16 protein-coding genes are annotated in these 16,936 nt (G+C 67.2%); 10 read left to right on the top strand and 6 right to left on the bottom strand.

Features of this window, described 5'->3' with window-relative positions; genetic code table 11:
- The first annotated feature begins 162 nt into the window (after nucleotides 1-162).
- From B2W22_RS05025 to B2W22_RS05000, 6 genes are all read left to right on the top strand, one after another.
- Nucleotides 163-1,935, top strand: coding sequence for a thiamine pyrophosphate-requiring protein (locus B2W22_RS05025; protein ID WP_286936455.1), 1,773 nt, complete (start codon nucleotides 163-165; stop codon nucleotides 1,933-1,935).
- Between the two features lie 40 nt (nucleotides 1,936-1,975).
- A complete protein-coding gene (locus B2W22_RS05020) occupies nucleotides 1,976-2,176 on the top strand; it encodes a hypothetical protein (protein WP_175121576.1) in 201 nt (66 codons plus the stop codon).
- Nucleotides 2,177-2,264: 88 nt separating this feature from the next.
- Nucleotides 2,265-2,606 carry a DUF883 family protein gene (locus B2W22_RS05015; RefSeq protein ID WP_175121575.1) on the top strand — a complete coding sequence of 114 codons (342 nt, stop codon included), beginning with the start codon at nucleotides 2,265-2,267 and terminating at the stop codon, nucleotides 2,604-2,606.
- Nucleotides 2,607-2,819: 213 nt separating this feature from the next.
- On the top strand, nucleotides 2,820-3,248 hold the full coding sequence (locus tag B2W22_RS05010) for a PRC-barrel domain-containing protein (protein WP_175121574.1): 429 nt from the start codon (nucleotides 2,820-2,822) through the stop codon (nucleotides 3,246-3,248).
- 37 nt (nucleotides 3,249-3,285) lie between these two features.
- Nucleotides 3,286-3,972, top strand: a complete 687-nt coding sequence (locus B2W22_RS05005) for a PIG-L family deacetylase (protein WP_286936453.1) — start codon at nucleotides 3,286-3,288, stop codon at nucleotides 3,970-3,972.
- Between the two features lie 176 nt (nucleotides 3,973-4,148).
- A complete protein-coding gene (locus B2W22_RS05000; RefSeq protein ID WP_286936452.1) occupies nucleotides 4,149-5,255 on the top strand; it encodes a DUF748 domain-containing protein in 1,107 nt (368 codons plus the stop codon).
- Between the two features lie 37 nt (nucleotides 5,256-5,292).
- Here the strand turns inward: B2W22_RS05000 and B2W22_RS04995 are convergent, their stop codons facing one another.
- The 5 genes from B2W22_RS04995 to B2W22_RS04975 are packed head-to-tail and all read right to left on the bottom strand — an operon-like array spanning nucleotide 5,293 to nucleotide 10,129.
- A complete protein-coding gene (locus tag B2W22_RS04995; RefSeq protein WP_286936451.1) occupies nucleotides 5,293-6,051 on the bottom strand; it encodes an alpha/beta hydrolase family protein in 759 nt (252 codons plus the stop codon).
- Nucleotides 6,038-7,168, bottom strand: coding sequence for a DUF3182 family protein (locus B2W22_RS04990; protein WP_175185296.1), 1,131 nt, complete (start codon nucleotides 7,166-7,168; stop codon nucleotides 6,038-6,040). Before B2W22_RS04990 ends, B2W22_RS04995 begins: the two co-directional genes overlap by 14 nt.
- A gap of 8 nt (nucleotides 7,169-7,176) precedes the next feature.
- Complete coding sequence (locus B2W22_RS04985) at nucleotides 7,177-8,178, bottom strand: lysylphosphatidylglycerol synthase domain-containing protein (RefSeq protein ID WP_175121569.1); 1,002 nt, start codon at nucleotides 8,176-8,178, stop codon at nucleotides 7,177-7,179.
- Nucleotides 8,175-9,365 (bottom strand): cardiolipin synthase ClsB, encoded by a 1,191-nt coding sequence (gene clsB, locus B2W22_RS04980; protein WP_175121568.1) that lies wholly within the window; start codon nucleotides 9,363-9,365, stop codon nucleotides 8,175-8,177. The genes B2W22_RS04985 and clsB overlap by 4 nt, the downstream gene beginning before the upstream one ends.
- On the bottom strand, nucleotides 9,362-10,129 hold the full coding sequence (locus B2W22_RS04975; RefSeq protein ID WP_175121567.1) for an endonuclease/exonuclease/phosphatase family protein: 768 nt from the start codon (nucleotides 10,127-10,129) through the stop codon (nucleotides 9,362-9,364). The genes clsB and B2W22_RS04975 overlap by 4 nt, the downstream gene beginning before the upstream one ends.
- A 197-nt stretch (nucleotides 10,130-10,326) precedes the next feature.
- Here B2W22_RS04975 and B2W22_RS04970 point away from each other — a divergent pair, with 197 nt between their 5' ends.
- Genes B2W22_RS04970 through B2W22_RS04955 form a run of 4 tightly spaced genes read left to right on the top strand, consistent with a single transcriptional unit; the run spans nucleotide 10,327 to nucleotide 15,383 of the window.
- Entirely contained in the window at nucleotides 10,327-11,931 is a 1,605-nt protein-coding gene (locus B2W22_RS04970) for an ABC transporter substrate-binding protein (protein ID WP_286936449.1), read from the top strand.
- Between the two features lie 9 nt (nucleotides 11,932-11,940).
- Nucleotides 11,941-12,915 carry an ABC transporter permease gene (locus B2W22_RS04965; protein ID WP_239213319.1) on the top strand — a complete coding sequence of 325 codons (975 nt, stop codon included), beginning with the start codon at nucleotides 11,941-11,943 and terminating at the stop codon, nucleotides 12,913-12,915.
- Between the two features lie 3 nt (nucleotides 12,916-12,918).
- Nucleotides 12,919-13,749: an ABC transporter permease gene (locus B2W22_RS04960; RefSeq protein WP_175185293.1), complete on the top strand. Its 831-nt coding sequence runs from the start codon at nucleotides 12,919-12,921 to the stop codon at nucleotides 13,747-13,749.
- Nucleotides 13,746-15,383: an ABC transporter ATP-binding protein gene (locus B2W22_RS04955; protein WP_286936445.1), complete on the top strand. Its 1,638-nt coding sequence runs from the start codon at nucleotides 13,746-13,748 to the stop codon at nucleotides 15,381-15,383. The genes B2W22_RS04960 and B2W22_RS04955 overlap by 4 nt, the downstream gene beginning before the upstream one ends.
- A 47-nt stretch (nucleotides 15,384-15,430) precedes the next feature.
- Here B2W22_RS04955 and B2W22_RS04950 read toward each other — a convergent pair whose 3' ends face one another.
- On the bottom strand, nucleotides 15,431-16,897 hold the full coding sequence (locus B2W22_RS04950; RefSeq protein ID WP_286936443.1) for a SulP family inorganic anion transporter: 1,467 nt from the start codon (nucleotides 16,895-16,897) through the stop codon (nucleotides 15,431-15,433).
- Nucleotides 16,898-16,936: the final 39 nt, after the last annotated feature.

The raw sequence follows: 16,936 nt of genomic DNA, 5'->3' as shown, positions 1-16,936 counted from the left end.
AAATACCTGTCATCCAAATGATGGACAGGCGGCGCGCGCAACGCTTATCGCCCGAGCGCTTTGTAATTTTTAGCTGCGCACGCCCTCCCAAATTCCCATCGGGGCCAGGAACGGGGGTTGCTGAATGCAGTCGCTTTCAACGACGACCGCCGGGAGAAATGTATGGAAACAGTGTCGGACTTCGTGTTGAAGCGGCTGTCGCAGTGGGGTGTGCGCAAGGTGTACGGATACCCCGGCGATGGCATCAACGGGCTCATCGGCGCCTTCGGCCGCACCGAGGAGCCGCTGGAATTCATACAGGCCCGTCACGAGGAAAGCGCGGCATTCATGGCCTGCGCGCACGCAAAGTTCACCGGTCAGGTGGGGGTGTGCCTGGCGACGTCGGGGCCGGGCGCCATCCACCTGCTCAATGGTCTGTACGACGCCAAGCTGGATCACCAGCCGGTAGTTGCGCTGGTCGGGCAGCAGGCGCGCAGCGCACTGGGCGGCGACTACCAGCAGGAGGTCGACCTGATCAGCCTGTTCAAGGATGTGGCGCACGACTACGTGCAGATGGCGACGACCGCCGAGCAGGCGCGTCACATGGTGGATCGCGCCATGCGCATCGCCCTGGAGCGCCGCAGCGTCACCTGCGTCATCTTTCCCAACGACGTACAGGATCTGCCGGCCGTGCCGGTGCCGCCGCGCGAGCACGGCACGGTGCACACGGGCATCGGCATCACATCCCACGCCGCCGTGCCGGGGCCGGACGCGCTGCGCAACGTCGCCGACATCCTGAATCGCGGCGAAAAGGTGGCGATCCTGGTCGGGGCCGGCGCGCTGCAGGCGGGCGAGCAGGTCAGCCAGGTCGCCGAACTGCTGGGCGCGGGCGTGGCCAAGGCGCTGCTCGGCAAGGCCGTGCTGCCGGACAGCCTGCCTTACGTGACGGGCGCCATCGGCCTGCTGGGCACGCAGCCCAGCTGGGACATGATGAACGAGTGCGACACGCTACTGATGGTGGGGACGTCGTTCCCGTATGCGGAATTCCTGCCCCAGGAAGGCCAGGCGCGCGCGGTGCAGATCGACCTCGACGGGCGCAAGCTCAGTCTGCGCTATCCCGTCGAAATCGGCCTGGTGGGTGATAGCCGGCTGACGCTGGAGGCGTTGATTCCGCTGCTGGAACCCAAGAAAGCGCGCCGCTGGCGTGACCGGATAGAAAAGCAGGTGTCCGCCTGGCGCGAGACGGTGCATGCCCGCGCCATGGTCGACGCCAAGCCGATCAATCCCCAGCGGCCGTTCCTGGAGCTGTCCAAGCGGCTGCCGCCGCAGACCATCCTGACGTGCGATTCGGGCTCGGCCGCCAACTGGTACGCGCGCAACGTCGACATTCAGGCGGGCATGATGGGATCGGTGTCGGGCGGGCTGGCCACGATGGGTTGCGGCGTGCCGTACGCCATCGCGGCGAAGGTGGCCTATCCCGACAGGCCGGTCATCGCGCTGGTGGGCGACGGCGCCATGCAGATGCTGGGCATCAACGAACTGATCACTATCGCCCATCGCTGGAAGGACTGGACCAACCCCACGCTGGTCGTCATGGTGCTGAACAACGGTGACCTGAACCTGGTGACGTGGGAGCAGCGGGTGATGGGCGGCGATCCGCGTTTTCCGGATTCGCAGTGGCTGCCCAAGTTTTCGTATGCGGAGTATGGCCGGATGCTGGGCCTGGAAGGCATCCGGGTCGACAGCCCCGACGACGTGGGCCCGGCGTGGGACCGCGCCCTGACAGCAGGACGTCCGGTGGTGCTGGAGATGGTGACCGATCCCGAGATGCCGCCGTTGCCCCCGCACATTCCGGCCAAACAGATCGGCGCGTACTTCAAGGCATTGCGCAAGGAAGATGCCGCCTCGGGCGGCGCCGCGCTTCGCGCCACGATCAAGCAATGGTGGGCGGGCTGACACGCCGGCCCGACGATCTTTTCATTTCAGGAGGCACATCATGGCAAATACCGGAGGGACGAGTTCCCAACAGCCCGGGCAGGGCGGTCAGCAAACGCCCGACCATTCGCCCGCCGAACAACCCAAGCCGGATGTCCCGGAAACGGGCAAGGACGAGAAAGGCAACTGGCCTCCCGACAGCATTCCGAATCCCATGCCGGGTCTGGACCCGCAGCAGACGCCGGGCATCGACCATCTGTGACGGTCCTGCAAGGCATGCGGCCTGCGGGCCGCGCTCCGCGTGCGCCGTGCCGCGGGGGGAGCGACCCGCAGTTTTTCAAGGAGAACTCATGAACAAGCGAGATAGGCTGCGCGATATGTTTCACTCGTCGGACACGTCTTCGCAAACGATGCGTGACCTGATTTCGGGCACCGAGGATCTGCTGCGCAGCACTGCCAGCTACAGCGGATCCGAAATCGAATCCGCGCGCGACAAGCTCAAGCAGCGGCTGGACGCCGCGCGCGATCAGGCACGCGGCTGGGAACGCGCCGCGTGGTCGCGGGCACGCGAGGTATCGCACGCGACGGACGACTACGTGCATGAAAACGCCTGGAAGAGCATCGCAGGCGCGGTGCTGCTGGGCGTACTGGCCGGCATCTGCATGATGTCGGATCACGGCAAGCGCCGGTAACGCCCGCCGGGCGCAACGCCACCGCCGGGGCCGGGTCTGCGCAGTGCAGGGCCGGCCCCGGCATTTTTGTGGGGACGAATGTAAAAAATGCCGCTGCTTCGGGCGCCGGTCCCAGGCAGGCGGGAGTCTGCGGCTTTGGCACACGGCTTGCTTGATGGTGGTCCGCGTGGCGAGCCGTTCGCCACGCGGACCATTCATCGAAGGAGACTCACCATGAACCAACCATTGACGGGCGCCGGCCAGGCGCAAGGTGAAACCAAGATCGTGGGCGGCCCGAAGAGCGATCCAAGCGGACCCGGACCGGAAGTCATGGCGGCCAGCACGCTGGAAGGCAACGACGTGTACAACCCCGCCGGCGAAACGCTGGGCAGCATTCAGGAAATCATGGTGGACGTGCCACGCGGCCGCATTGCGTATGCCGTGCTGTCGCGCGGCGGCATCCTTGGCATCGGCGACAAGCTGTACGCCATTCCGTGGAGCGCGCTGACGTTGGATACCGACCGCAAATGCTTCGTGCTGAATGTGGACAAGGACGTGCTCAAGAACGCGGAGGGGTTCGACAAGGACAATTGGCCCAGCATGGCGGACGAGACCTGGGCGCGCGGCATCCATCAGTACTACAACCAACCCCCGTACTGGTAAGCCGGACAGCGAGGACGGGATGCTTCGAGAAGGCAGAGTGGTCGCGGTTTCTTCCTGCTTCAACGACGCTGTCGTCAGTTGTGCGGGGCTGCTCGCCGCGCGTCCGGACAGCACCGTTCTGACGGTGTACTCCGGCTTGCCGTTGGTGGCCGAAGCGAACACCGCGGCGGACCGCGACTGCGGAGTCAAGAACGGCCGGCAGGCCGTTCTTGACCGCCGGGCCCGCAACGATCGCGCCTTGTCGCTGCTTGGCGTGCGGGGCGTGCAGATGGATTTACTGCACGACGAGTATCTGGAAAGCGGCGAGGAGGGACGCCTGACGGGCGCATTGGCCGCGGCAGTGTCCGCCCTGCGGCCGCGTGTCGTTCTGATGCCGCTTGGACTGTGCACTGCCGCGCACGTGCGCGTGTCCGAGGCTTGCCTGACCCTGCGCGCGCTGTTCCACCGTGTGGAGTGGGTTACCTACGAAGAGGTCGCGGAGGCCGAGCCGGGGGCCGTCCAGCAACGCCTGGCCGATTTGCTAGGCCGCAGGATCCTGGCCTCGCCGCTGGATGTCGGGCCGGAGGTTGACGTCGGCCGCGCCCGGCAACGCGCATTGGCCGCACGCAGCAGCCTGGCGCTTGATCCGCTCGATGCGCAGCAGCCTGACATGTCGCTGGCAGGAGCGTCGGCCTTCCGTCCCGAACGCTACTGGCGCCTGTCGTGGCGGCGTGACAAGGTTTGAGGCGTAGAACGGATTGAGGCATCCTTGCGCCGCAAACCGTCTCATCCTTATCGAGCATTGATGAACGATTGCGCATCCCGGACGATGGTCAGGTTGCGCCGGCCGCCGCGCCTCGCTATGGTGCAAGGCATGCGGCGGCTTTCGCGCCGACGTCCCCTACAACTTCGGAAACCATAATGAGTTCGAACGCAGCCGACACGCGTGGCCGGTCACGCTGGGGTACCGCCCTGGCGATTTTGTTGTTGATTGGCGCGGTCGTCGCGGTGCTGGCGCTGGCCGCCACCCGCGTGGTCGAGCAGCGCATCGCCAGCATGCTGGGTCCGCGTAGCCAGGTCGGCAACGTGCAGGTTGGCCTGCATCAGGTGGTGCTGACAGACGTCGCCGTGCCGGGCGCGTCCGGGCAACCCGGCGCGCGTGCCCGGCGCGTTGAACTTGAACCGGAATGGACCGCTTTCCTGCGCCGCGAGGCCGTGTTCAAGCGGATCATCGTCGAAGGTTTCGACTTCGCCGTGGTGCGCAATCCCGACGGCGACATGCAGATTTCTCCCGCGTTGCAGGCGGCGCTGCGCGCCGGCGACGGCGATGGCAAGACCCGGCGCAACGGTCCCATCCGCGTGGCCGAGCTCATCCTGCGCGATGGCCGCCTGGATTATCTGGACGGCGCAGTGTCCAAGCCGCCGCATCGCATTCCGTTCAAGGACGTGCAGGCTCACCTGCAGCCCGTCGTGATACCTGGCGACGGCACGGCCAGCGACCTGGAATTCACCGGCAAGGTCGAAGACAACCGCAACGGCGAGGCCACCGTGCGGGCAAAGGGCAAGCTGGTGGTGGGCGGTGCGGACGCCGACATCACGGTGGCGGTGCGCAACATGGATATCCGCCATGCGGCGCCCTATCTGGCCGATAACGGCGCGGGCTCGCTGTCCGGCGGCTCCATGGACCTGGACATGAAGACAGCCATCGCGCGCCGCGAACTCAAGGCGTCGGGCACCGTGGCGTTGCACAACCTGAAGTTCAGCGGCGACGGCAGCCTCTTTTCATTGCCGCGCAAGGCGGTGCTGGCGGCCATGAAGGACAAGAGCGGAGTCATCCGGTTTGAATTCGCACTGGCCGGCAGCCTGGACAACCCCAAGTTCTCGGTCACGCGCGGCTTTTCCGCGCAGGTGGCGCGCGGGTTCGGGCACGCCATCGGGGTGGGGGCAGAAGGCGCGGCGGAAGGCGTCGCGGGCGCCGTCAAGGAACTGGGCGACGCGCTGTCGGACATGCTGAGCCCGAAGCCCTGATCGGCGTCGCGCGGCTTGCCGTTGCCGCCGGCCGCGGCTACGGCACAGGCCGCGCCCGGCCGACCCGCGCGCCCATCACCATCTCCGTCACCCAGTTCACCAGGATCGAGGTGTAGGCCTGCTGCGAGGCCTTGTCGGTCAGCGCATGGTCCGCGCCGTCCAGGATGCGGTGCGTCAGCGAATGCGACCTGCGAAACGCCGACCGGTAATTCATGATCGTGGAGTGCGGGATATAGACATCGTGCTCAGCCTCCACGATCAGCACATCGCCCGTGAAGTTGGCGCAACACGACAGCGCGCGGTTGCTTTCGGGTTCGATGTGGGAGTTGCGGTAGGCGCGAAGGGTCTCGCGGTTGAGCTGGTTCTTGGGCAGCATCCATTCGTCGTCGCGGTACAGCGCGGGCACGTGCAGGCCCAGCCAGCGCACGCGGCGCATGCCGGTCAGGATGGCGGCCAGGTAGCCGCCGTAGCTGCTGCCCACCACCGCCACCGAGCCGCTGTCCAGCGACGGATGCGCTGCCAGCCGGTCGTAGGCGGCCATCACGTCGCGCAGGTTGTCGTCGCGCGAGACCTGCATCTGCTGCGCCTGAGTGGCGGCATGGCCGCGCAGGTCGAACGTGAGGCAGACGCAGCCCAGCGCGGCGATGCCCTTGGCGCGGGCCAGGTCGAATTTCTGGTCGCCGCCCCAGCCGTGAATGAACAGCACGCCCGGCACCTTGCTTTCGGGCGTGAGAAAGGTGCCGGCCAGCCGCTGGTCCGCCACCTCGATGTCGATTGGGTCGCTAAAGGCGGCCATTGTCGTCCTCCAGGATGCCCCCCGATTTGGTGATCATACCCACGGCGGAATCCTCGCCGCGATACACGTATTGTTCCGAGGTGGGCGCCGGTTCGTCCGCGCCGTAGCGTTCGCGCGTAAAGGCGGACACCGACTTGAGCGACGGGGACAGCATGAAGGCCTGCAATGCGGAAAGCTCCGCGATGCTGGCGCCGCCGGCTCGCCACGATTGCTCGAGCACGCCCGCGCGGGGCTCGCCGCGGGCATTCTGGCCGATCGCCACGTCGTAGTTGCGGCGCGACGCGAAAAAATCGGGATACGCGGTGGACACTGCCGTGTCGTAACGGCAGCTCAGGTCCACTGCCTGCCGTTCCTCGTCAGACAGGTTCAACGCCCGCAGTTCGTCGAACCCACCGCGCGCGAATGTCAGCGCCGAGCCGCCGTACACCGGCTCGCCGTTGTTGTCCCGGGTGAGGCTTTGCGTGCCCACGTACGACGCTTCCAGCTTGCCCACGCGGATCCAGCCCACACTGTAGGTCGCGATCTGCGCCAGGTCTTCTTCCAGCACCAGCCCCAGCCGGCGCATGGTGGCGGCGTCCTGGCCGTTCAGCGCAGCGCGCAGTTCCTGCGCATTGCGCACGACGACCTGGCCGCGCCCGGCGTTGGCGTCGGCCGGCTTGAGCCGCAGCGCGCCCGCCTGCAGCAGACGTTCGCCCGCGCGGTGCGCATCGTCCAGCGTGAACGCGGTGTACCCGCGCAACACGACCTCATCCAGCTCGCCGGCCAGCGGGCGCACCCAGCCCTGCGGCGATTTCGCCTGCGCGTCGACGACGCCATGGGTGATGGATTTGGTCGCCACGAAGGCGTGCGGCGTCACCCCGCCAAACAAGTCGGCCGCGCGCGTGATGCCCAGTTTGTTCGCGCGGGCCAGGCTGGTGATGCTGCGGTCGGGCACGTAGTAGGGCGGCGGTTCGCCACGATTGCGGGTCGGCCGGAAGTCCGGCACGAAGCGCCGGCCCAGCAATGCCGCGATCCGCAACGCCAGCGCCTCCTGCGACGCAATTTCGTGTTCGGACGCGCCGGTTCGCCGGGGGTAGGCGGCGACGGTGCCTGCTGAGTCGGGTTGGGGTCGATTCATGGCGGGCCTCATGGCAGATGGCGAGCCTGACCGGGGGGAGCGGCTTCTCCCTTGCGTTTGCGCATGCCCAGTTTCAGCTCGATCAGGGGATAGGCCACCAGCGCCAGGCACAACGGCGCCAGCGCATACACCGCGCGGTACGCCAGCGCCGCGCCGAGCACTTCGGTGGGCGGAATCTGCGAACCCAGCGCGGCCACGAAGATGGCCTCGGTGGTGCCCAGGCCGCCGGGCACGCGGGTGATGACTGACGCGAAGCTGGTGCACAACAGGATGCCGAGCACCGCGGGGTAGCTCGCCTTGCCCTGCAACAGCACAAAGCAGATGGCGCCCATCAGGGACCAGGACAGCGCGGCCACGGCGCATTGCGCCACCGCCATGCGGGCGCGCGGCAAGGTGATGTGGTGGCCCATCCAGGTGACGCTGCGGCGCTTGGCCCTCGCGCATGTCACCACGTAGGCGATCCCGAACGCCAGCAGGGCCAGACCCAGCAGACGCAACATCCCGGAGCCGATTTCCCAGCCTGCCGGCACCGGCACTACGCCCAAGGCGAACACGATGCCCGCCAGCCACGCATAGCCGATCCAGTTCGATGCCGCCGCAAACAGGGCGACGCGCGTCGCCACAGACTTGCGGCAGCCCAGCCGGGTGTACAGCCGCAGACGGGCACCCAGGCCGCCCACCAGCACGCCCAGGTTCAGGTTCAGCGCGTAGCTCAACATGGCCACGCCCAGCGCCTTGGGCGCGGGCAGGTGATGCCGTGTGTACTTTTTGCCGAGCAGGTCCAGGCTGCCATAGGCAAGGTAACCCGCCACCACCAGGCCGGCCGCAATGGCAATGGTCTGCCCGGGAATCTTGCGCATCGCCACCCACACCTGCGGCCAATCCACGGACCGCCCGAAGTAATAAAGCAGGCCGGCCACCACGATCAGGACCAGCACGGGCAGAATGCGCTTGATCCGCGGCCAGCGGCGCCGCAGGGCCCGCATGGGCGACGAGTGCAGGATCTTCATGCCGTCTCCCTGCCGGTGTCCGCCGTGACGGTCTGCAGGCGCGGCTTGTGCGCCGGGAGGCTGCCAGCCCATGCGGGAAAGCGCCGCAGAAAGTGGAACACCACCACCCCCAGCCACAGACGGCGCAACCGGCGCCGCGAGTTCTTGGGCATCTCGACGGGGCGGCAGTCCTCTGCAATCAGCCGGTCCAGGCTCTTGCGCAGGGCCGCATTCAGCGACGCGTCGCGCACCACGACGTTGGCTTCCAGATTGAGCGCAAGGCTCAGGGGGTCCAGATTGCTGGAGCCGATCGTCGACCAGTCCTCGTCCACGCACGCCACCTTGCCGTGCAGCGGCTGCTTGCAGTACTCGTGGATCTCCACGCCGTTGTCCATCAGGTAGTCGTAGAGCATCGAGGCGGCAAGCCGGGCGACCAGCACGTCGGGTTCGCCCTGCAGCAGCAGGCGCACGCGCACTCCGCGGCGGGCGGCCTTCACCAGATCGCGCAGCAGGTGGTAGCCGGGAAAGAAGTACGCATTGGCGATCAGCACGTCCGAGCGTGCCGAGCGCACGCCCGCGCGGTAATAGCGTTCAATGTCGCTGCGATGGCTGACGTTGTCGCGCACCACGAGCCGGCCCCCGCCGTCGCCGGCGGGCAGGGGATCCATGCGCGCAGGACGGCGCCGCAGCCCGCGCTTGCCCTTGCCGAGCGCCGCGCGCGCGTAGTCGGCAATGTCGGCCGCCAGCGGGCCTTCCACCAGAACGGCGTAGTCCTGTTTCGCTTCCGGTCCGTAATCGGGCAGGTGGTCCGCGGAAAAGTTGATGCCGCCGATGAAGGAGCGTTGGCGGTCGACGGCCACGATCTTGCGGTGCATGCGCCGGAACACGTTCGTGCGCACCCCCAGAAAGCGCGGACGCGGATCAAAGACGTGAAAGCGCACGCCGGCCTCGGTCATGGCGCCGATGAAGGCCTCGCTCAGTTCGTCAGAGCCGTAACCGTCGACCAGCAGGTCGACGCTGACGCCCCGGCGCGCCGCGCGGATGAGGGCCTGCTGGATCTCTTTGCCGACGACGTCGTCGAACAGGATGAAGGTTTCCACGAGCACTTCGCTGGCCGCCGAGTCAATGGCCTCGACGACCGCGGGAAAGTACTCCGTGCCGTTTTCCAGCAGGGTGTATCGGTTGTTTTCGCGCCAGCCCAGGTTCATAGCGCAATCTCCGCGCAAATTGGCACATGATCGGAAAGGCGAGACCACACGCGGGACGCCAGCGGCACCGGCTGCCAGTCACGCACGCTGCGCACATAGATGCGGTCCAGCCGCAGCAGCGGCCAGCGCGCGGGAAACGTCCGCGCGGGCCGGCCCAACCGCGAGGTGAATACCTCCGAGGTCCCGCACTCGCGCATCAAGGCATCAGCGCGCAGCCGCCAGTCGTTGAAGTCGCCGGCAATCAGCAGCGGGTCGTCGGCCGGCACGTCGTTCGACACCAGCTTGCACAAGCGGCGCAGTTGCTCGCCGCGATGACGCTCGAGCAGGCCCAGATGCACGCATATCGCATGCACGGGCGAGGCGAGGGCAGGGGGCCGCAGCACGCAGTGCAGCAGACCGCGCCCCTCGTGGCCGTCCACGCTCACGTCGTGGTTGTGGTGACTTTCGATCGGGTAGCGCGACAGGATGGCATTGCCATGGTGACCTTCCGGATAAACGGCGTTCTGGCCGTAGGCAAAGTCCGTCCACAGCGTGTCGGCCAGGAACTCGTACTGGGACTGCGCCGGCCATGACTCGTGGCGGCCGGCATGCGTCTGATGTTCACCCAGGACCTCCTGCAGGAACACTACGTCCGGCTTTGCGGTGCGCAGCGCTTCCCGCAGGTCGTGCAGCATGAAGCGGCGGTTAAAACTGGTAAAGCCCTTGTGGGTATTGACCGTCAGCACCGTCAGCGTCGTGGTGTCGAGGGAATGCGAAGCGGGCATGAAAACTCCGGCAGATGCGATCCGTCGGTTTGAGCAAGTGGCGTGCCTGTCAGGTAACGAAACGTGAGACGACACGACTTGTTCTATCGGCAGCGACACGGGGGGACGCATGAGCAAATGAGAAATCAGCATTTCTCAAGCCATGTCGCGCAGGCCTAAGATCCGCAGCTTCCAACCAGGCAGAACCAGAGTCCGACATGCGCACCACCCGCCGCGATTTCCTGTTGTCTTCCGGGGCGCTTGCCGCCGCGATGGCATTTCCCACGTCGATCTTCGCGCAATCCGCCGCGCCGCGTCATGGCGGCGTGCTGAACGTGCACCTTGGGTCCGAGCAGCGGATCCTGAATCCGGCGCTGCGCGCCTCGACCGGCGTGTACATCGTTACCAGCAAGATCATCGAATCGCTCGTGGACCTGGATGCGGCCGGCAAACCCGTCGGGCAGCTTGCCACCGCGTGGACCGCCGACCCGGACGGCAGGACCATCACCTTCAAGCTGCGTGAAGGCGTGACCTGGCACGACGGCAAGCCGTTCACGTCGGCTGATGTCCAGTACAACGCGCTGGAACTGTGGAAGAAACACCTGAATTTCGGCACCGCCCTGCAGCTCTATCTGGAGGCAGTCGACACGCCCGACGCGCATACGGCGGTGTTCCGCTACAGCCGGCCGATGCCGCTGGACCTGTTGCTGCGCGCGCTGGCCGATCTGGGGTATGTGGTCCCCCGCCATCTGTACGAAGGCACCAACGTGCTGGAGAACCCGGCAAACACCGCGCCGGTCGGCACGGGCCCGTTCAAGTTCGTGCAGTACCAGCGCGGGCAGTTCATCATTGCCGAGCGCAACCCCAATTACTGGCGCAAGGGCGAGCCTTATCTGGACCGCGTGGTCTGGCGCATCATCACGGACAAGTCGGCCGCCACGGCCGCGCTGGAAACCGGCCAGCTTCAGCTCAGCGCCTATTCGCAGTTGACGCTCGCCGACCTGGACCGCCTGAAGCAGAACCCGCAGTTCGAGGTGCGCAGCAAGGGGCTGGAGGCCAACGTGTTCAACAACACGCTGGAATTCAACTTCCGCCGCAAGGAACTGGCCGACGTGCGCGTGCGCCGCGCCATTGTCCACGCCATCGACATCGAGTTCTTCATCGAGAACTTCCTGTATGGGCTGGGCAAGCCGGCCACCGGTCCCATTCCGTCGTCGTCCGAGGCCTTCTTCCCGGCGGGCAGCAAGCCGCCGTATCCGTTTGACGTCAAGCGCGCCGAGGCGCTGCTGGACGAGGCCGGGTACAAGCGCGGCGCCGGCGGCGTGCGCTTCGCGCTGAAGCTGGTGCCCATCCAGAACGGCGAAGACGTGCCGCTGCTGGCGACCTTCATCCAGCAGTCGCTGGAAGCCGTGGGCATCAAGGTCGAGATCGTGCAGTACGACATCGCGGGCGCGCTGTCTTCCGTCTATAAGGAACACAACTTCGACATCGCCACGGGCTGGCACCAGTACCGCGGCGACCCGGCGGTGTCCACGACGGTCTGGTACCGATCGGGCAGCCCGGCGGGCGCGCCGTGGACAAACCAGTACGGCTGGCAGTCGGACAAGGTGGACAAGCTGATCGACGACGCCGCGTCTGAGATCGACGCAGCCCGCCGCCGCGCGCTGTACGCCGAGTGGGTGCAGGCCGTCAACGACGAACTGCCCATCTGGATGGCGACCGAACGCCAGTTTTATTCAGTGGCGAGCCGGAAGCTGCAGAACGGCCATAACAATGCGCGGTGGCCGTCCAGCGATTGGCATGACGCCTGGCTGTCGGCCTAGGACCGCGGCATGGGGTTCCTGACTCTTGCGGTGCGGCGGCTTCTGGCGGCGGCGCCCGCGCTTCTGATCATCCTGGCGGGCCTGTTCCTGCTGCTGCAGCTGGCGCCCGGCGATACCGTCGACGCACTGGTGGCGCAGATTGGTGGCGCCGACCCCGCCACCATTGCGGCCATGCGCTCGCACTACCAGCTGGACGAGTCGGCCAGCGCGCGCCTTGGCAACTATCTGTGGCGGCTGGCGCATCTGGACCTGGGTTATTCCGCCATCTACGGCAAGCCGGTGGCCGCCGTGATCGCCGAGCGCCTGCCGGCGACCCTGCTGCTGATGGGGTCGGCGCTGTCATTCGCCTTTGCGGGCGGCATGGCGCTGGGCGTCATCGCGGCGCGGCGCGTCAACGGCTGGGCCGACGGGCTGATCTCGACGCTGGGGCTGGTGTTCTGCGCCACGCCATCGTTCTGGTTCGGCCTGATGGGCATCTTTGTGTTCGCGGTGTGGCTGGACTGGGTGCCGGCCGGCGGGTTCGAGACCATTGCGTCCGGCTACACGGGCCTGACCCGCATCCTGGACATCGCGTGGCATCTGATTCTGCCCACCGCGACGCTGGCGCTGATCTTCCTGGCCATCTACCTGCGCATCATGCGCGCATCCATGCTGGAAGTGGCCTCGCACGATTTCATCCGCACCGCCCGCGCCAAGGGGCTGCGCGAAACGGCAGTCGTGGCGCGGCACATGCTGCGCAATGCGCTGCTGCCGATGGTGACGCTGCTGGGCCTGCAGGCCGGGACCATGCTGGGCGGGTCGGTCGTGGTCGAAAGCGTCTTCGCCTTGCCCGGCCTGGGCCGCCTGGCGTACGAATCTGTCGTGCAGCGCGACCTGAACACCTTGCTGGGCATCGTGTTCGTGTCCGCGCTGCTGGTGATCGCCATCAACTTCATCGTCGACCTGCTGTATGCGCGGCTTGACCCGCGCATTGTCCGGAGCTGAACCATGGAAACGCTACGCCGTTACTTCCACAGCCCCGTCGCCGTGCTGGGCCTTGTGCTGCTGGCGGCCGTCTGCGCGGCCGCGCTGGGCGCCGACTTCTGGTATCCGCGCAATCCGCTCAGTCTGGCCGGCCGTCCGCTTCAGTGGCCCGGCGACAACGCGCGCTTTCTGCTGGGCACCGATCAAGTGGGGCGCGACATCGCCGCGCAGATTCTGCACGGGGCGCGCGTCACGCTGGCCATCAGCCTTGCCGCGACGGTCGTGTCGGTGCTGATCGGCGTGGTGCTGGGCGCCGTGGCGGGCTATTACGGCGGCCTGGCCGACGACCTGCTGATGCGCGTGACCGAGGCCTTCCAGATCCTGCCCAACTTCCTGTTGCTGCTGGTGCTGGTGGCCGTGTTCGGCTCGGACCTGCGCACGGTGGTGCTGGCGATCGGGCTGGTGTCGTGGCCGCCGGTGGCGCGGCTGACCCGCTCTGAATTCCTGACGCTCAAGACCCGCGAGTTCGTGCAGGCGGGCCGGGCGCTGGGCATGGGCGACCTGCGCCTCATCTTCCGCGAGATCCTGCCCAACGCCTTGCCGCCTGTGATCGTCTACGCCAGCGTCATCATGGCCACGGCGATCCTCCTGGAAAGCGCGCTGGCCTTTCTGAACCTGTCGGACCCCAACGTGCCGTCCTGGGGCAACCTCATCGGCGGCGGCCGCGGGGTGATCCGGGTGCAGTGGTATGTGTCCGCCATTCCCGGCATTGCCATCCTGCTGACCGTCCTGGCGATATCGCTGGTCGGGCAGGGGGTGAACGACGCTCTCAATCCCAGGCTGAAACGATCATGACCGAACTGCTTCGCATCGAAAACCTTTCCGTGGACCTGCCGCCCGGCGCCGACCGGCCGCATGCGCTCAAGGGCCTGACGCTGGCGGTCAACCCGGGCGAGATCGTCTGCGTCGTCGGGGAAAGCGGATCGGGCAAATCGCTGACGGCCGGCACGGTTCTCGGCCTGCTGCCGCAAGGCGTGCACGCCAGTGCCGGCCGCGTGCTCTGGGAGGGGCAGGACATGCTGAAGCTCGCGCCCGATGCGCTGCGCCGGCTGCGCGGCCAGCGCATCGGCATGATCTTCCAGGAACCGATGACCGCGCTCAACCCGCTGCGCACCATCGGCGACCAGATCGCCGAGGTGTTCCGCACGCACACGCGGCTGTCGCGCGCCGTGATCCGTCAGCGCACGCTGGACCTGCTGGAATCCGTCCGGCTGCCCGACCCCGCGCAGGCGCTGGGCGCCTATCCGCACGAGCTGTCGGGCGGACAGCGGCAGCGCGCGATGATCGCCATGGCGCTGGCGCTGGAACCGGCGCTGCTGATTGCCGACGAACCGACGACCGCGCTGGACGTCACGACGCAGGCGCAGATCCTGCACCTGATCCACGACCTGCAGCGCCGCAAGGGTACGGCGGTCCTTTTCATTACGCACGATTTTGGCGTGGTGGCCGAGATTGCCGACCGCGTCGCCGTCATGCAGCGCGGCGAACTGGTGGAAAGCGGCACGGCCGACCAGGTGCTGGAACATCCGCGCCATCCGTACACCCGCGCGCTCATCGCCGCGGTGCCGCCGCTGGCGCCCGCGCCGGTCCGCGTCGACCTTGACGGGAACGCGCCTGCGATCCTGACCACGCAGGGGTTGTCCAAGACCTACCGCAAGCGCGGCTGGTTCGGCCGGCCCGGCCGTGTGACGCACGCGGTGGACGACGTGACGCTGACGCTGCGGCGCGGCGGCACGCTGGGCATCGTGGGCGAAAGCGGGTCAGGCAAGTCCACGCTGGCGCGCACGCTGCTGGGACTGCTGCCGCCCGATGGCGGCGACATTACGCTGGCCGGCGAGCCGCTGTCGTTCAAGGGCGCGCGCGCCCGCCGCGCCCATGCGCAGCGCGTGCAGATGGTGTTCCAGGATCCGTACGGATCGCTGAACCCACGCCAGCGCGTCGGCGAGATTGTGGCGCAGGGCCCCATCGTGCATGGCACGCCGCGCCGCGAGGCGCTGGCCCGCGCGCAGGAACTCTTTGAACTGGTGGGCTTGTCGCCTGACGCCGTGCGGCGCTTTCCGCACGAGTTTTCGGGCGGCCAGCGCCAGCGCGTCGGCCTGGCGCGCGCGCTGGCGATGCGGCCGCAAGTGCTGATCGCCGATGAACCGGTGTCGGCATTGGACGTATCCGTGCAGGCGCAGGTGCTGGCGCTGCTGGCCCGGCTGCGCCAGCAACTGGGCCTGTCCATCGTGTTCATCACGCACGACCTGCGCGTGGCCGCACAGGTCTGCGACCACATCGCTGTCATGAAGTCGGGCCGCGTTGTGGAAGAGGGTGTGTGCGCCGACGTGTTCAGCAATCCCTCCCATCCCTACACGCAGGCGCTGCTGGCAGCGGTGCCGGGCCGCCGCTGGGATCCGGCCGCGGTAGTCACGCGGCTCGCCGCCTGAACCTGGCCTTCATCGAATCCTGGGCCAGATGACAGGCGCGGCGCGGGTCAATGCCCCGCGGACGCGCCCGGCTGCGCGTAGCGGCCGACCAGCGTCGCGCTGGCCTCGTTCAGCCCTACGACGTCGACCTGGCGGCCGGCCCGGCGCAGCTTGAGCGTCACCTTGTCCAGTTCGCCGACGGCCGAGATGTCCCAGAAGTGCGCGGCCGACAGGTCGATCACCACGCGGTCAACGTCCTCATGGAAGTCGATCGCCGCCGAGAACCGCGACGCCGAGGCGAAGAAGATCTGGCCGGCATAGCGGTAGGTGCGCGTGCGGCCGTCCTCGGACAGCGACGCGTCCACGTCGAGCAGCCCCTTCACCTTGCCGGCAAAGAACAGGCCGCTCAGCACCACGCCGACCAGCACGCCGCGCGCCAGGTCATGCGTCCAGACCACTACGGCCACGGTGGCCAGCATGACCACCGATGACTGCCACGGATGCGAGCCCAGGTTGCGCAACGAGCGCCAGTTGAAGGTGCCGATGGACACCATGATCATCACGGCCACCAGCGCCGGCATCGGAATCTGCGCCACCAGCGGGCCCAGCGCCACGATCAGGAACAGCAGGAAGACGCCCGCCACGCAGGTCGACAGCCGCGTGCGGCCGCCGGCGCGCACGTTGATGACCGATTGGCCGATCATGGCGCAGCCGCCCATGCCACCCAGAAAGCCGGTGACGAGGTTGGCGATGCCCTGGCCCTTGCATTCGCGCCGCTTGTCGCTGGGCGTGTCGGTCATGTCGTCCACGATCTGCGCCGTCATCATCGATTCCAGCAAACCCACTGCGGCCATCGTCAGCGAGTACGGCAGGATGATGCGCAGCGTCTCCAGCGTGAAGGGCACGTCGGGAATCGCGAACGACGGCAGGGCCGACGGCAGCGTGCCCATGTCGCCCACCGTGTTGACGTCCAGGCCGGCAAAGATGGACACGGCCGTCATCACGATGATGGCGATCAGCGGCGACGGCACGGCGGTGGTCAGGCGCGGCAGCAGGTAGATGACGGCCAGCGCGGCGGCCACCATGGCATAGGTCACCCACGTGACGCCGATCAGCTGCGGCAACTGCGCCATGAAGATCAGGATGGCGAGGGCGTTGACGAAGCCGGTCACGACCGACCGGGACACGTACTGCATCAGAAGGTCCTGCCGCAAAAAGCCGGCTGCGATCTGCACGACACCCATCAGCACCGTCGCGGCAAACAGGTAGCCGACGCCGTGATCGCGCACCAGTGGCGCAACCAGCACCGCGACGGCGGCCGTGGCGGCCGAGATCATGCCGGGCCGCCCGCCCATGAAAGAAATGATGAACGCGATGGAAAACGAGGCGTACAGGCCGACGCGGGGGTCGACGCCAGCGATGATGGAAAAGCCGATGGCTTCGGGGATCAGGGCAAGGGCGACGAGCACGCCCGAGAGAATGTCCGCGCGCGGATTGGCCATCCAGTCGCGACGAAGCTTGGAAAGAACTGACATTGATTGGCTAAGCTGAATTGAACAAGCGCCAGGCGTGGG

Source organism: Achromobacter sp. UBA4530, from assembly GCF_002388205.1.
GTDB classification, from domain to species: Bacteria; Pseudomonadota; Gammaproteobacteria; order Burkholderiales; family Burkholderiaceae_B; genus Achromobacter; species Achromobacter animicus.
The sequence above is the reverse complement of the archived record's forward strand: the minus strand, read 5'-3'. Positions and strand labels throughout refer to the sequence as shown.

Excerpts from the sequence above, each read along its gene's own strand:
- B2W22_RS05010 (WP_175121574.1), top strand. The coding sequence starts at position 2,820 with ATGAACCAACCATTGACGGGCGCCGGCCAGGCGCAAGGTGAAACCAAG.
- B2W22_RS04965 (WP_239213319.1), top strand. The coding sequence starts at position 11,941 with ATGGGGTTCCTGACTCTTGCGGTGCGGCGGCTTCTGGCGGCGGCGCCC.
- clsB (WP_175121568.1), bottom strand. The coding sequence starts at position 9,365 with ATGAACCTGGGCTGGCGCGAAAACAACCGATACACCCTGCTGGAAAAC.
- B2W22_RS04960 (WP_175185293.1), top strand. The coding sequence starts at position 12,919 with ATGGAAACGCTACGCCGTTACTTCCACAGCCCCGTCGCCGTGCTGGGC.
- B2W22_RS04955 (WP_286936445.1), top strand. The coding sequence starts at position 13,746 with ATGACCGAACTGCTTCGCATCGAAAACCTTTCCGTGGACCTGCCGCCC.
- B2W22_RS05020 (WP_175121576.1), top strand. The coding sequence starts at position 1,976 with ATGGCAAATACCGGAGGGACGAGTTCCCAACAGCCCGGGCAGGGCGGT.
- B2W22_RS04995 (WP_286936451.1), bottom strand. The coding sequence starts at position 6,051 with ATGGCCGCCTTTAGCGACCCAATCGACATCGAGGTGGCGGACCAGCGG.
- B2W22_RS04985 (WP_175121569.1), bottom strand. The coding sequence starts at position 8,178 with ATGAAGATCCTGCACTCGTCGCCCATGCGGGCCCTGCGGCGCCGCTGG.
- B2W22_RS04950 (WP_286936443.1), bottom strand. The coding sequence starts at position 16,897 with ATGTCAGTTCTTTCCAAGCTTCGTCGCGACTGGATGGCCAATCCGCGC.
- B2W22_RS05000 (WP_286936452.1), top strand. The coding sequence starts at position 4,149 with ATGAGTTCGAACGCAGCCGACACGCGTGGCCGGTCACGCTGGGGTACC.
- B2W22_RS05015 (WP_175121575.1), top strand. The coding sequence starts at position 2,265 with ATGAACAAGCGAGATAGGCTGCGCGATATGTTTCACTCGTCGGACACG.
- B2W22_RS04970 (WP_286936449.1), top strand. The coding sequence starts at position 10,327 with ATGCGCACCACCCGCCGCGATTTCCTGTTGTCTTCCGGGGCGCTTGCC.
- B2W22_RS04975 (WP_175121567.1), bottom strand. The coding sequence starts at position 10,129 with ATGCCCGCTTCGCATTCCCTCGACACCACGACGCTGACGGTGCTGACG.
- B2W22_RS05025 (WP_286936455.1), top strand. The coding sequence starts at position 163 with ATGGAAACAGTGTCGGACTTCGTGTTGAAGCGGCTGTCGCAGTGGGGT.
- B2W22_RS04990 (WP_175185296.1), bottom strand. The coding sequence starts at position 7,168 with ATGAATCGACCCCAACCCGACTCAGCAGGCACCGTCGCCGCCTACCCC.